At 68.8% G+C, this 14006-nt stretch carries 13 protein-coding genes; 4 read left to right on the top strand and 9 right to left on the bottom strand.

Annotation, left to right across the window (positions count from 1 at the left end; translation table 11 throughout):
* Positions 1-18: 18 nt before the first annotated feature.
* Genes ACE3T5_RS02225 through ACE3T5_RS02210 form a run of 4 tightly spaced genes read right to left on the bottom strand, consistent with a single transcriptional unit; the run spans position 19 to position 4632 of the window.
* Complete coding sequence (locus ACE3T5_RS02225; protein WP_374663982.1) at positions 19-1488, bottom strand: N-6 DNA methylase; 1470 nt, start codon at positions 1486-1488, stop codon at positions 19-21.
* 21 nt (positions 1489-1509) lie between these two features.
* Complete coding sequence (hsdR, locus tag ACE3T5_RS02220) at positions 1510-3942, bottom strand: EcoAI/FtnUII family type I restriction enzme subunit R (RefSeq protein ID WP_374663980.1); 2433 nt, start codon at positions 3940-3942, stop codon at positions 1510-1512.
* Between the two features lie 51 nt (positions 3943-3993).
* Entirely contained in the window at positions 3994-4299 is a 306-nt protein-coding gene (locus tag ACE3T5_RS02215; RefSeq protein ID WP_374663978.1) for a HigA family addiction module antitoxin, read from the bottom strand.
* Between the two features lie 51 nt (positions 4300-4350).
* Positions 4351-4632: a type II toxin-antitoxin system RelE/ParE family toxin gene (locus ACE3T5_RS02210; RefSeq protein ID WP_374663976.1), complete on the bottom strand. Its 282-nt coding sequence runs from the start codon at positions 4630-4632 to the stop codon at positions 4351-4353.
* Positions 4633-4674: 42 nt separating this feature from the next.
* Between ACE3T5_RS02210 and ACE3T5_RS02205 the strand changes: the two genes are divergently transcribed.
* Complete coding sequence (locus tag ACE3T5_RS02205; RefSeq protein WP_374663974.1) at positions 4675-5313, top strand: MBL fold metallo-hydrolase; 639 nt, start codon at positions 4675-4677, stop codon at positions 5311-5313.
* Here the strand turns inward: ACE3T5_RS02205 and ACE3T5_RS02200 are convergent, their stop codons facing one another.
* Complete coding sequence (locus ACE3T5_RS02200; RefSeq protein WP_374663972.1) at positions 5314-6156, bottom strand: M48 family metallopeptidase; 843 nt, start codon at positions 6154-6156, stop codon at positions 5314-5316.
* Positions 6157-6274: 118 nt separating this feature from the next.
* On the opposite strand from ACE3T5_RS02200, the gene ACE3T5_RS02195 reads away from it, so the two are divergent.
* The gene (locus ACE3T5_RS02195) at positions 6275-7939 is read left to right on the top strand and encodes an MFS transporter (RefSeq protein ID WP_374663970.1); all 1665 of its coding nucleotides are present in this window, start codon (positions 6275-6277) and stop codon (positions 7937-7939) included.
* A 109-nt stretch (positions 7940-8048) separates the two neighbouring features.
* Here the strand turns inward: ACE3T5_RS02195 and ACE3T5_RS02190 are convergent, their stop codons facing one another.
* On the bottom strand, positions 8049-9518 hold the full coding sequence (locus ACE3T5_RS02190) for a class I adenylate-forming enzyme family protein (RefSeq protein ID WP_374663968.1): 1470 nt from the start codon (positions 9516-9518) through the stop codon (positions 8049-8051).
* A gap of 79 nt (positions 9519-9597) precedes the next feature.
* On the opposite strand from ACE3T5_RS02190, the gene ACE3T5_RS02185 reads away from it, so the two are divergent.
* Both ACE3T5_RS02185 and ACE3T5_RS02180 read left to right on the top strand, forming a co-directional pair.
* Positions 9598-10308, top strand: coding sequence for a response regulator (locus tag ACE3T5_RS02185; protein WP_374663966.1), 711 nt, complete (start codon positions 9598-9600; stop codon positions 10306-10308).
* A 10-nt stretch (positions 10309-10318) separates the two neighbouring features.
* A complete protein-coding gene (locus ACE3T5_RS02180; RefSeq protein ID WP_374663964.1) occupies positions 10319-11524 on the top strand; it encodes an ATP-binding protein in 1206 nt (401 codons plus the stop codon).
* Positions 11525-11800: 276 nt separating this feature from the next.
* Here the strand turns inward: ACE3T5_RS02180 and waaF are convergent, their stop codons facing one another.
* Genes waaF through ACE3T5_RS02165 form a run of 3 tightly spaced genes read right to left on the bottom strand, consistent with a single transcriptional unit; the run spans position 11801 to position 13972 of the window.
* Positions 11801-12781: a lipopolysaccharide heptosyltransferase II gene (gene waaF, locus ACE3T5_RS02175; protein WP_374663962.1), complete on the bottom strand. Its 981-nt coding sequence runs from the start codon at positions 12779-12781 to the stop codon at positions 11801-11803.
* A 22-nt stretch (positions 12782-12803) separates the two neighbouring features.
* Positions 12804-13031, bottom strand: a complete 228-nt coding sequence (locus ACE3T5_RS02170; protein WP_374663960.1) for a zinc-finger domain-containing protein — start codon at positions 13029-13031, stop codon at positions 12804-12806.
* Positions 13032-13033: 2 nt separating this feature from the next.
* Positions 13034-13972, bottom strand: a complete 939-nt coding sequence (locus ACE3T5_RS02165; RefSeq protein WP_374663958.1) for a branched-chain amino acid transaminase — start codon at positions 13970-13972, stop codon at positions 13034-13036.
* Positions 13973-14006: the final 34 nt, after the last annotated feature.

The raw sequence follows: 14006 nt of genomic DNA, 5'->3' as shown, positions 1-14006 counted from the left end.
GGGTGGGCTTCTTCCGGCTCATCGCGCCCCCGCCAGCGATTCCGCCAGGATCGCCTTCAGTTGATCCCGCAGCCCCTGCGCCTCGGCCTGCAGCCGCATGTAGTCACGCAACAGTTCATCCGGGTCGTGGCTCACCGCCTCCGGCGCATGCGGGTTCTTCTGGTCCAGGTTGTAGCCCGCCGCCTTGATGGCATCGATGTCCACCTTCCACGCTTGCTCGTTCTCCACCCGGGCCGCGAAGCCATCGGCCTCGCTGCCCCACCAGGCTTTCTCGGCATCGAACTCCTCGATGCGGATCGGCTTGGTCTTGTTGTAGCTCTTCACGCCCGGCGGGTACGGGTGCTCGTAGTACCAGATGGCCTCCGTCGGGCGGCCCTTGGTGAAGAACAGCAGGTTGGTCTTGATGCCGGTATAGGGCGCGAACACGCCGTTGGGCAGGCGCACGATGGTGTGCAGGTTGCACTCGGCCAGCAGCTGCTCCTTGATGCGTGTCTTCACGCCCTCGCCGAACAGCGTGCCATCGGGCAGCACCAGCGCGGCGCGGCCGTTGGCCTTGAGGATGTGCTTGATGAGCACCAGGAACAGGTCTGCCGTCTCCTTGGTGCGCACGTCGGCCGGAAAGCCCGCCTCGATGCCCGGCTCCTCGATGCCGCCGAAGGGCGGGTTGGTCAGCACCACGTCCACGCGCTCGGCCGGCGTGTAGTCACGCAGCGGGCGGGCCAGCGTGTTGTCGTGGCGCACGTTGCTGGGCACCTCGATGCCGTGCAGCATGAGGTTGGTCACGCATAGCATGTGCGGCAGTTGCTTCTTCTCCACACCGTGAATGCTGTTCTGCAGCAGCGCCTCTTGCTCGGTGTTCTTCACCTGCTTGCGCAGGTGCTCGATGGCGCAGACCAGGAAGCCGCCGGTGCCGGTGGCCGGATCCAGCACCTTCTCCCCCAGCTGCGGGTTCACCATGTCGACCATGAAATGCGTGACGGCACGCGGCGTGTAGAACTCGCCTGCGTTGCCGGCGCTCTGCAGGTCGCGCAGGATCTTCTCGTACAGGTCGTTGAACTGGTGGCGCTCGGCCTGGCGGTTGAAGTCGATGGCGCCCAGCTTGTTGATCACCTGCCGCAGCAGCTGGCCGCTCTTCATGAAGTTGTTGGCGTCTTCGAACACGCCGCGCACCACCCAGCCGCGCGGGTTGCGCACCGGGTCGGCCGGCAGGGCCTTGAGCTTGGGGAACAGCGTGTTGTTGACGAAGTCCAGCAGCGCGTCGCCGGTGATGCCTTCGGGGTCGGCGGCCCACTCGCGCCAGCGCAGGTGCTGGGGGATGGGGCTCTTGTAGTCGTCGCGGGTCAGTTCCAGCTCTTCTTCAAGGGCGTCGAAGACCTTCAGGAACAGCAGCCACACCATCTGCTCGATGCGCTGGGCATCGCCGTTGATGCCGGCGTCCTGGCGCATGACGTCCTGGATCGACTTGATGACCGGGGTGAGGTTGGACATGCGGGATCAGTGAATCTCAGGTCATGCCTCGGGCGGCGCCGAAGTCGCGGCATACAGCTCGCGCTCCAGCGTGGCCAGGGCCTGCAGGTATTGGGGGCGGCCACCGAAGCTGCGGATCAGCTCCACGGGCGAGCCCAGGTCGGTGAAGGGCTGCACGCGCAGCACGGCATCGCTCTCGATGGTGGTGATGCCTTCGTCGGCGTACTTGTCCAGCAGCTTCTCCAGCACCTGGCGGGCTACCGGGCCGTACTGGGTGAAGACATTGCGCTTCTTGACGCGCTGGGCGCGCTCGCGCCGGGTCAGCGGCGGCTGGTCATAAGCCACATGCAGCAACAGATCGAAGGGGTCGAAGTCCTTGCCCACCTCGTCGGCCAGTGCATCGAGGAAGACGCCTCGCGCCTCCAGCTCCTCGATCAGCACGGCCTTGCGGTCAGCGCTGTTCCAGGCTTGCAGAAAGCCATCCAGCGAGTCATAGGCCTTGCCCAGATGGATGCGGGTGTAGTCGCGCAGGCTTTCGGTGATCAGCTTGCCTTCGGCGTTCAGGTACTGCACGCGCTCGCGTGCCACCAGAACGTTGACCATGCCGCCCACGATGTACTTGCGCGGTCCGGGCTGGCCATTTGTCTGATCACCCTCCAGCCGCTCCGGCCCGCCCTGCGGCAAATCGGGGGGTTGCGGCGGTTCGACAGGCTGGCCAGGGCCAGGCTCGTAGATCTGGACCGGGTCGCCATCGAAGGCCGGGTCGGCAAACAGCTCGGTGGCGCGCTTGAAGTCAAGGATGGTGAACCAGCTCTTGCCCAGGTCTTCGCGCAGGCGGGTGCCGCGGCCGATGATCTGCTTGAACAGGGTCATCGACTTGATGTGCTGGTCCAGCACGACCAGCTTGCACGTCTGTGCATCGACACCTGTGCTCATGAGCTTGGAGGTGGTGGCGATGACCGGGTAGGTCTTCTCGGGGTCGATGAAGTTGTCGAGCTCGCGCTTGCCTTCTGGGTTGTCGCCGGTGATCTGGACGACGTAGCTGGGCTGCGTGGCGCAGAGGTCGGCATTGGCGTTGCTGAGCGCCTGCCGCGTGCGCGCGGCGTGCTCGATGTCTTCGCAGAAGACGATGGTCTTGTCGTATCGGTTGGTGGCCTTCAGGTACTCGGTGATCTTGGCGGCCACCACCTCGTCACGGCGCTCCAGCACCAGCTTGCGGTTCATGTCCACGCCGGTGTAGACACGGTCTTCGATCACGTTGCCCAGCTTGTCCGTCATGCCTTCGGGCGGGCGCCAGCCGAAGGCGTCCTTGTCCAGGTCGACGCGGATGACCTTGTAGGGTGCGAGGTAGCCGTCCTCAATGCCCTGGCGCAGGCTGTAGGTGTAGACAGGCTCGCCGAAGTAGTCGATGTTGGAGACGTCGGCCGTCTCCTTGGGCGTGGCGGTCAGGCCGATCTGGGTGGCCGCGCTGAAGTAGCTGAGGATGTCGCGCCAGGCCGAGTCTTCGGCGGCGCTGCCGCGGTGGCACTCGTCGACGATGATGAGATCGAAGAAGTCGGGCGAGAACTGCTTGTAGATGTTGCGCTCTTCCTCCGTGCCGCTGACGGCCTGGTACAGCGACAGGTAGATCTCGTAGCTCTTGTTGACCTGCTTGGTGGTGCGGTGGATGGCCAGGTCAACTTCTTCGACCGTCGTCTTGCCCTGGGCATCGACCACCTCGACGCCCTTGGCGTGCGGGCTGAGCTTGGCCATCGCGCCCTTGAACGGCCGGAAGTCGTTGACCATGGTCTGGTCGATCAGGATGTTGCGGTCGGCCAGGAACAGGATGCGCTTCTTGGCACCGCTCTTCCACAGCCGCCAGATGATCTGGAAAGCCGTATAGGTCTTGCCGGTGCCGGTGGCCATGACCAGCAGCGCCCGGTTCTGGCCACGGGCCACCGCTTCGACCGTGCGGTTGATGGCATTGAGCTGGTAGTAGCGTGGCGTCTTGGCCGGCGCGTAGTCGTGCTCGGTCACCTGGCGCACTTCGGGCGTCCAGCCCTTCCAGGCACAGAAGCGTGCCCACAGCTCGGCCGGTGACGGGAACTCGTCGAGCGTCAGGTTGCGTTCGAGCACGCCGTCCGCCAGCGTCGCGTCACGGAAGACGAAGCCATCGCCATTGCTGGCGAAGCTGAAGGGCACGTCCAGCAGTTGCGCGTAGTGGATGGCCTGCGCCATGCCCGCGCCCATGGCGTGGTTGTTGTCCTTGGCCTCGACCACGGCCAGCGGGATGTTGGGCTTGAAGAACAGGGCGTAGTCGGCCCGCAGTACCGTCGACGCGTCCCGCTTGGCCCGGCGTCCCCGCACCACGACCCGCCCGGCGCGCAGCGGGAACTCACGATACAACTGCACCATGCCGTCCCACCCGGCCCGCTCCATGGCGGGCCGGATGAACTTGTCGCAGATGTCGCTTTCGGAAAGGGCCTTCTTGTTCATGCAACCGGACCGTGGTGCCTGGACGTTTGGTGGTGACAGGCATGTCTGTCGTCAGGCCACCTCAGGCGCCCTGGGCGCCACCTCCTTGCCGATACGCTTGCCCAGCGCCTGCTCGGCGACCTTGAGGTCATAGGCCGTCTGCAGATTCAGCCAGGACTGCGCATCGCCGCCGAAGTAGCGGGCCAGGCGCAGCGCGGTATCCGGCGTGATGCCGCGCTCCTGCCGGACGATTTCATTGATGCGGGCGGGTGGCACGCTCAGCGCCTTGGACAAGGCGAAGGCGGACATGCCCAAAGGAGCCAGAAAGTCTTCCTGGAGAATCTCGCCAGGGTGGATAGGGCGCATGCCGTTCTTCATGGTTCACTCACTTCCATCAACCTGAATCCTGACGAAGGGGCTCCGTTAGCGTCAGTGGTAGTCGCAGATCTCGACATCCTCGGGGCCGGCCGGCGTCCAGACGAAACACACTCGCCACTGGTCGTTGATCCGGATGCTGTGCTGACCTGCCCTGTCATGACTCAACGCCTCCAGGCTGTTGCCCGGGGGCGACTTGAGAAAAGCCAGCGTCTCCGCTGAGTCAAGCTGCTGCAGCTTCCGCTCGGCCACCTTGCGGATGTTGGCCCACCTCGCGGACTTGCCGGTCTCGAACAAGCGCTGCGTGTCGGCGCACCTGAAGGACCTGATCGCCATATTGAAAGTATGACATGCTTATCGATAATCGATAATGCTTCCATGCTCCGCTACCTCACCCTCCCCGTCACCCCCTTCGCCCAGAATTGCTCGCTGGTGTACGACGACGAGACGCACCAGGCCGCCGTGATCGACCCGGGCGGGGATCTGCCGCGGCTGCTGCAGACGGTGGATCAGCTCGGGCTGAAGCTGGAGCAGATCTGGCTGACGCATGCGCACATCGACCACGCGGGCGGCACGGCGGAACTGGCGGCGAAGCGGGGCCTGCCCATCATCGGGCCGCACAAGGGGGACCAGTTCTGGATCGACGGGCTGCCGCAGCAGGGCGCGATGTTCGGCTTTCCGCCTGCGAGCGCGTTCACGCCCGATCGCTGGCTGGAAGATGGCGACACGGTCACGCTGGCCGGCCACGTGCTGAACGTGCGCCACTGCCCGGGCCACACGCCAGGGCACGTGGTGTTCCACTCACCGGAGATGAAGCGCGCCTTCGTGGGCGACGTGCTGTTTGCCGGCAGCATCGGCCGCACGGACTTTCCGCAGGGCGACTACGACACGCTGATCGCCAGCATCACGCAGCGGCTGTGGCCGATGGGCGATGACACGGTGTTCATTCCCGGCCACGGGCCGGAGAGCAGCTTCGGCGCGGAGCGGCGCAGCAACCCCTACGTGCGCGGCACCTGATCAGCGCGGCTGCTTCTGCAGCGCCTGCTGGTACAGGCCCGCCACCTTGGGCACGTTGTCGCTCAGGCGCTTGATGCGGTCCGGCCCGGTGGGATGGGTGGAGAGGAAGGCGGGGCCGCCGCCTTCGCTGGCGCGGCTCATCTTCTCCCACAGCGAGACGGAGGCCTCGGGCTTGAACGCGGCGCGCGCCGCGATCTCCAGGCCCACCAGGTCGGCCTCGGTCTCGTCGTCGCGGCTGAACTTCAGGCTCAGCAGCTGCGTGCCCACGTTGGCGGCCAGGTCGCCCACCTGGCCCAGGCCCAGCAGCGCCGAGCCGATGGACAGCAGCGCGCCGGTGCCCTGCGTCTTGGCGATGCGCTCGCGCGCGTGCTCGCGCAGGGCATGCGCCATCTCGTGGCCCATGATCATGGCCGCCTCGTCGTCACTGAGCTTCAGCTTGTCGAGGATGCCGGTGTAGAAGGCGATCTTGCCGCCGGGCATGCAGAAGGCGTTGATCTGGCTGCTGCCGATCAGGTTGACCTCCCACTTCCACTGCTTCGCGCGGTCGTTCCAGCGCAGCGCATCCGGGATCATGCGGCGGGCGATGGCGCGCAGCTTCAGCAGCTGCGGGTGGTTGTCGGGCGCGAGCACCCGCTTGGCACGGGCCTGCTCCAGCATCTGGCCGTACTGCTGGCCGGCGGCGCGCTCCAGGTCGCCGGCGGGCACCAGCTTGCGCAGGCTGGAGGCCTCGCCCACGTTCACCTGCGCCAGCGCAGGCACGGCGGCCGAGGCCCCGGCGGCGAGCAGGAACGCGCGGCGCCCCTGGGCCCAGGGCGATGCTTTGGCGGCGCAGAGCTGGCACATGGTGCAAATAATACTGAGTAAGCTCCCTCCACATGTTAGTCCTCAACCGCCCATTCCAAGCCCCTCGCCCGGCCGCGCCCAGGCGAATCCCGCAGCGCACCGCGCGGAGGGTCGTCTGATGACCGAGGCTGCCGCCCCGCCGCCCGCCCACGGCCTGCGGGACTTCCTGCACCGGCGCGTGCTGGTCATGCTCACGCTCGGGTTCTCCGCCGGGCTGCCCAACCTGCTGATCTTCGACACGCTGTCGGCCTGGCTGCGCGACAGCGGGATCTCGCTGGCGGTGATCGGCTTCTTCAGCCTGGCCACGCTGGCCTATTCCGCCAAGTTCCTGTGGGCGCCGCTGGTGGACCGCACGCGCATCCCGCTGCTCACCCACCGCCTCGGGCATCGCCGCTCGTGGATGATGATGGCGCAGCTGGCCATCATGCTGGGGCTGTGGCTCATCTCGGGGCAGGATCCGGCCACCGGCCTCGGCGCGATGGCAGCGGTGGCCGTGTTCGTGGGCTTCGCCGGCGCCACGCAAGACATCGTGATCGATGCCTGGCGCATCGAAGCCGCGGAGGCGCGCCAGCAAGGCATCATGGCCGCCGCCTATCAGTGGGGCTACCGCATCGCGATGATCGTGGCGGGCGCGGTGCCGCTGGCGCTGGCGGAGATCTACAACTGGCGCGTCTCCTACGCGGCGATGGCCGCCCTGATGACGCTCGGCATCGCCGCCGCGCTGCTGGCGCCGCGCGAGGCCGCGCACGCGGTGCGGCCGATCCATGCAGAGGGCATTGCGCCACGCCCGGTCTTCGAGCTGGCCGAATGGGTGTTGCGCGCCGCCCTGCTGGTGTTCGGTGGCCTGGTCGCGGGCGCGGGTCTGTCGGGCGACCCCTCGCCGCTGGCCCTGCTGTTCGGCAAGGCGGTGCTGGGCCTCGCGCCCTACTGGAAGGGCACGCCGTGGAGCATCTTCCTGCAGGTGACCGCGGTCGCCATCGGTCTGGGCGTGATCGCGCTGGCCTGCGCACCGGTGCCGGGCATGCGCACGCGGCCGGGCGTGTATCTGGGTGCCAGCTTCGGCGCGCCGCTGAAGGACTTCTTCCTGCGCCATGCGGGGGCCGCCGCCCTGATCCTCGCGCTGATCTGCTCCTACCGCGTGTCGGATTTCGTGCTGAACGTGATGAACCCGTTCTACCTGGACCTGGGCTTCTCGAAGGTGGAGATCGCCGAGGTGCGCAAGGTGTTCGGCGTCGTCGCCTCCATGGCGGGCGTGTTCATCGGCGGGTGGGCGGTGCTGAAGCTGGGCCTGATGCGGGCGCTGGTGGTGGGGGCGTTCGCCGGCGCCATCTCCAACCTCGTGTTCATCGTGCTGGCGATGGTCGGGCACTCGATGCCGGCGCTGTTCATGGCCATCGGCATCGACAACGTGGCCAGCGGCTTCGCCGGCACCTGCCTCATCGCCTACATGTCCAGCCTCACCTCCGCCGGCTTCACCGCGACGCAGTACGCGCTGTTCTCGTCGCTGTACGCGCTGCCGGGCAAGCTGATCGCCTCGCAGTCGGGCCGCATCATCGAGGGCGCGGCGCACTCGGCGCACAACGGCGGCACCTTCGCCACGCTCAACACCTTGCTGGCCAGCGTGACGCCGGAGTCCTATGTCGCCGGGGCGCAGAAGGCGCAGGTGCTGCCGGCGGCACTGGGCGCGGGGTACATCGCGTTCTTCATCTACTCGGCGTTGATCGGGGTGGTGGCGATCGTGCTGGCGTTTGTCGTGGCGCGGCGGTCGCCGCAGGCGGGATGAAAGGAACGCTGGGGTTGCACTTCGTTCCACCCCAGCCTACGGGGAACAGCCGTCGCTGGCTTTCGCAGGCTGGGGTGGAGCGCCAGCGCAACCCCAGCGCTCCCGCCGATCACCCGCCCGCGCTCCCCGCCAGCACCCCGCGCTGCACCTTGCCGAGCGCCGTCTTCGGCAGCGCTTCCACGAACACCCACCGCCGCGGCTGCTTGAAACGGGCGAGCCGCACCTGCAGGTGCGCGCGCAACGCGGCCTCGTCCGCATCCGCCGCGCCGGGCTTGCGCACCACCGCCACCGCGACGATCTCGCCCCACTGCGCATCGGGCAGGCCGAAGGCCGCGCACTCGGCCACCGCCGGATGCTCGCCCAGCGCCTGCTCCACTTCGGCGGGGTGGATGTTCTCGCCGCCGGAGATGATCAGCTCCTTCGCGCGGCCCACGATGCGCCACGCGCCATCGGCCTCCTGCCGGGCCAGATCACCCGTGGCGAACCAGCCTTCGGCATCGCAGGCCGGCACGTCGGGCCAGTAGCGCGCCACGATGTTCGGCCCGCGCAGCAGCAGCTCGGCCGCGTCGCCGTGGGCGGTGCCCAGGCGCGCCTCCACGCCCGGCGCCGGCCAGCCGCAGCTGCCCACGTGGTCGAAGGCCCGCTCAGGCGGCAGCGCGATGGAGAACGGCCCGGTCTCGGTGGCGCCGTACACGTTGCACACCGGCACGCCGCGCGCGTGGAAGCCCTCGATCAGCGGGGCCGGCAGCAGGCTGGAGCCGGCCCACACCGCGCGCAGGCACGACAGGTCCGTCGCGGGCCACGCGGGGTGCTCCAGCAGCGCCTTCATCACCGCCGGCACGAAGAGCGTGAGCGTGGGCCGATCACGCGTGAGGGCGGCCAGCGTGTCGTCCGGGCTGAAGCGCGGATGCAGCAGCACGCGCGCGCCGGCGTACAGGGCAGGCAGGGTCTGGATGCACAGGCCGCCCACGTGGAAGGTGGGCAGCACGGTCAGCACCGTGTCGGCCGGCGTCATCGCCTGCACCTCGGCCGCGATGCGCATGTTCGCCAGCAGGTTGGCCTGCGTGTGCACCGCGGCCTTGGGGCCGCCCGTGGTGCCGGAGGTGTAGACCAGCAAGGCGGGCGCATCGGGGTCGGCGTGGTCGGGTGCCGGTTCCGCATCGGCCGCCAGTTCGTCGACGCCATGCACCGCAAGGCCCGAGGCCCCGCCCAGGGCCCGAGCCGCGTCGGCCCACGCGACGTCGTGCACGATGCAGCTCGGCTGGCTGTCCCCCAGCAGCCGCTGCCACTCGGCCGGCGCCAGGCGGAAGTTCAGCGGCAGCAGCATAGCGCCGATGCGCGCCAGGCCGAACAGCAGCGCGATCTGGCGCGGGTGGTTGCCGCCCAGCCAGGCCACGCGGTCGCCGGGACGCACGCCCCAGTGGTGCCATGCCACCGCGGCGGCGCGGATGGCGGCCTCGGCCAGCGCCGCGCGCGACCAGGCGCCAGCCTCCCAGCGCAGGGCCTCGGCGGTCGACGGTGCGACCGCGGCGGTCAGCGCTTCAGGCAGGGTGCGTGGCACGGCGTTGGAATCAGCCATTTACCCAACTTTACCGCCGCGACAAGCCGGCCCCGCGCGCGCGGCGCATCATGCGCCCTCGAATCGCTACCATCGTTCCATGCAGCAGCTCCTGATGATCGAAGACGACGCCCGCCTCGCGCAGATGGTGGGCGAGTACCTCGAGCGCTCCGGTTTCGGCGTGAGCCACGCACCCGATGCGCGGACCGGGCTGGACCGCCTCACCCAGCCCGGCGCCCTGCCCGATCTGGTGGTGCTTGATCTGATGCTGCCCGACCTGGACGGCCTGGAAGTCTGCCGCCGCCTGCGCGCGCTGCCGGGCGAGGCCGGCAAGGTGCCGGTGCTCATGCTCACCGCCAAGGGCGACCCGATGGACCGCATCGTCGGCCTGGAGATCGGCGCCGACGACTACCTGCCCAAGCCCTTCGAGCCGCGCGAGCTGCTGGCGCGCATCCGCGCCATCCTGCGCCGCAAGGGCGACGGCGGCACCGTGCCGTCGGCGCGCACGCTTCGCTTCGGCAGCCTGGAGATCGACCGTGACGCGCGCACCGTCACCGTGGGCGGCCAGCCGGCCGAGATGACCAGCTACCAGTTCGACCTGCTGGTGGTACTGGCCGAGCGCGCCGGCCGCGTGCTCACCCGCGACCAGATCATGGAGGCCGTGCGCGGCCGCGAGCTGGAGGCCTTCGACCGATCCATCGATGTGCACATGGGCCGCATCCGCGCCGCCATCGAGGCCGACGCCAAGAACCCGCGCCGCATCGTCACCGTGCGCGGCGTGGGCTACGTGTTCGCGAAGCAGCAGGACTGAAGGCCGCCGCATGGCCGATGCCGAATCACTCTCCTGGGTGCGCAGGCTGCGCTTCCCGCTCTACCTGCGCATCTGGATCGCGGTGACGGTGGCGGTGGGCCTGCTCACCTTCGCCTTCGGCTGGATCTGGCGGACCAACGTGGATCCGCCGCCCATGCGCGAGATCATCATCCGCAACGAGGAAGGCGATGTGATCGGCCAGAGCATGACGCGGGCGCAGCGCATCCCCGGCCAGGGCATCGAGTTCGAGGTGCGCATGAACGACGGCCGCGCGATCACCGTGCACCTGCCGCCGCGGCCGCGCCGCCCCGGGGAGCCGCCGCCGGGCCGCCCGATCGGCCCGCGCGGGCCCGAGGGCTTCCTCTGGCTACTGGGCGTGGTGGGCCTGGCCGTGGTGCTGGGCAGCTACCCCATCATCCGGCGCCTCACCAAGCGGCTGGAGACGCTGCGTGGCAGCGTGGAGCGCTGGGGCGAAGGCGACCTGAGCGTGCGTGTGCCCGAGGAGGGCAGCGACGAGGTGGCGGCCCTGTCGCGGCGCTTCAACCAGGCGGCCGAGCGGGTGGAGCAGCTGGTCCGCTCGCACAAGTCGCTGCTGGCCAATGCCTCGCACGAGCTGCGCTCGCCGCTGGCACGCATCCGCATGGGGCTGGAGCTGATGGATCCGCAGCCGTCGCCACGCGCCCGCGAGGAGATCCTGCGCAACATCGCCGAGCTGGACCAGCTGGTCGACGAAGTGCTGCTGGCCAGCCGGCTGGACGCCCGCGAGTCCGACCTCGGCACCGTGGAAGCGGTGGACCTGGTGGGCCTGGCCGCCGAGGAGGCGGCGCGCGCCGGCGCCGAGCTGGATCTGGGCGAGCGGCCGCCCTCCGTCACCGTCCACGGGGTGCCCAAGCTGCTGCGGCGCGCGCTGCGCAACCTGCTGGAGAACGCGCGCCGCTATGGCGATGGCCCGGTGCAGCTGCGGCTGGCGCGCACGGGTGGCATGGCCGAGCTGCGCGTCTGCGACGGCGGCCCGGGCGTGCCCGCCTCGGAGCGCGAACGCATCTTCGAGCCCTTCTATCGCCTGCCCGGGGCCAGCGAGCGCGAGGGCGGCGTGGGGCTGGGCCTGGCGCTGGTGCGCTCCATCGCGCAGCGCCATCACGGCACCGTGCATTGCGAAGACAACCCGGGCGGCGGCGCCTGCTTCGTGCTGCGCGTTCCCTGTGACCAGATGTAGCCCCGTGTAAAAGAATGGAGCAGCGCTCGCCATTCGTGCAAAAAGTCACCACCATGAGGCCCATCACAGCGCGAGAAAGTTGGCAACTCCCCTACCTGGGGTATGTGCCGGCCTGCCAGGCCCGCTAAAGTGGGGTCCAAGCTGTCACGCTTCGAACATCACGGGCCACCACACGAGTTCTTGTCACCGACAACCCTCATTCAAGTCTCCCAACGACGTCCTTCACAGGACTTGATACAGCCACCGCGAGGTGGCTGTTTTTTTGGCGATGGGCCTTCAGCTCAACAGTGCGCGCACCCGCTCGGCGTCGATATCCGCCAGGCAGCGCGTGTGGCCCAGCGGGCACTCGCGCTCGAAGCACGGCGCGCAGTCCAGCGGCGGCTGATAGGCGGCGTCCTGCTTCAGCCACAGGACCCGGGCGCGGTCGTTCAGCGGGGGCGTGTGCAGCGGGCTGGAGGAGCCGAACAAGGCCACCTGCCGCACGCCAAAGGCCGCAGCCACGTGCATCAGGCCGGAGTCATTGCTGACCACCGCGCGCGCGCCCGCGACCAGCGCGAAGGCATCGGCCAGCGGCGTGCGGCCGGCGAGGTGCAGCACGCGGCCGGGGGCGGCGGCCGCGATCTCGTCGCAGAAGGGCGCGTCCTTGGCGGAGCCGAGCAGCACGATGCGCTCGTCCAGCAGGCCGGCCAGACCGGCGTAGTGTGGCCAGCGCTTGGCCGGGCCGAACTCGGCGCCAGGGGCAAAGACCACGTAGCCGCCGCGCGCGAGGCCGTGCGCCTGGAGCACGGCGCTCACCTGCGCCTCGGGCAGCGCGAGGTGGGGCCGGTCGAACTCGACGCCCGGCTCGCCGCTCAGCGCCGAGTAGAAGGCCACCATGGGCGGCTTCGACTTCGGGTTCTTCAGGCGGTGGGTGAGCAGGCCCACGCGCGCCTCGCCCAGGTAGCCCACCCGGCGCGGAATGCCGGCCAGCAGCGGCAGCAGCGCGCTCTTCAGCGAATTGGGCAGCACGTAGGCGGTGTCGAAGCGGCCCTGCAGCTCGCGCCCCAGGCGGCGCCTGGCCTGCAGCTGCAGGCCGCCATGCTGGAAAGGGAACTCGATGACCGCCGCCACCTGCGGCATGGCGCGATAGACCGGCGCCACCCAGGGCAGGGCGCCGACGGTGAGCTGCTCGCCGCGCGCGTGCAGGCGGCGCAGCAGCGGCTCGGTCATCACCGCGTCGCCGATCCACTGCGGCGCGATGACGAGGGCACGCGTCATGGCCGTGCCCCGATGCGCGGGCTCAGTGCCCGCCGCCGAAATGTTCGCCGGCCTTCAGGCGGTACACCGTGCCGCAGTACGGGCACTTGCCTTCGCCGGCATCGGCCACGTTCAGGAACACGCGCGGGTGGCTGTTCCACAGCTTCATGCCCGCCTTGGGGCTGGGGCAGAACACGCCGCCCTGGCCATTGAGGTCGCTGGCCAGCAGCTCGACGACGGTTTCCTTGCGCGGGGCGGTGGCAGTGTTCATGCTCAGACCTTGGCCAGCCAGTGGGCGTACTTGGGGTTGCGGCCGTTCACGATGTCGAAGAAGGCCGACTGGATCTTCTCGGTCAGCGGGCCACGGCGGCCGATGCCGATCTGCACGCGGTCGAGTTCGCGGATGGGCGTGACCTCCGCCGCGGTGCCGGTGAAGAAGGCCTCGTCGGCGATGTAGACCTCGTCGCGGGTGATGCGCTTCTGGATGATCTCCAGGCCCAGGTCCTTCGCGATGTGGAACACGGTGTTGCGCGTGATGCCGTTCAGCGCGCCGGCCGACAGGTCGGGCGTGTAGATCACGCCGTCCTTGATGACGAAGATGTTCTCGCCCGCGCCCTCGGAGACGAAGCCGGAGGAATCGAGCAGCAGGGCCTCGTCATAGCCGTCATCCAGCGCTTCCATGTTGGCGAGGATGGAGTTGCTGTAGTTGCTGACCGCCTTGGCCTGCGTCATGGTGATGTTGACGTGGTGGCGGGTGTAGCTGCTGGTCTTGACGCGGATGCCCTTCTGCATGCCCTCCTCGCCCAGGTAGGCGCCCCAGGCCCAGGCCGCGACCATCAGGTGGATGGTGTTGCCCTTGGGGCTGACGCCCAGCTTCTGCGAGCCGATCCAGGTGAGCGGGCGGATGTAGCAGCTTTCCAGCTTGTTGGCACGCACCACTTCCTTCTGCGCCTCGTTCACCTGCTCCTTGGTGAAGGGCAGGTTCATGCGCAGGATCTTGGCGCTGTTGAACAGGCGGTCGGTGTGCTCCTGCAGGCGGAAGATGGCGGTGCCATTGACCGTGTTGTAGGCCCGCACGCCTTCGAAGGCGCCGCAGCCGTAGTGCAGGGTGTGGGTGAGAACGTGGATCTTGGCGTCACGCCAGTCGACCAGCTCGCCGTCCATCCAGATCTTGCCGTCGCGGTCGGCCATGGAGGGGAGTGCGCTCGCCATGTGGGTTCCTTGCTTGCAGGGGTGGAGGGTTGGC

This window comes from Ramlibacter sp. (assembly GCF_041916345.1).
GTDB lineage: Bacteria > Pseudomonadota > Gammaproteobacteria > Burkholderiales > Burkholderiaceae_C > Ramlibacter.
This window is presented reverse-complemented; position numbering and strand designations above follow the sequence as displayed.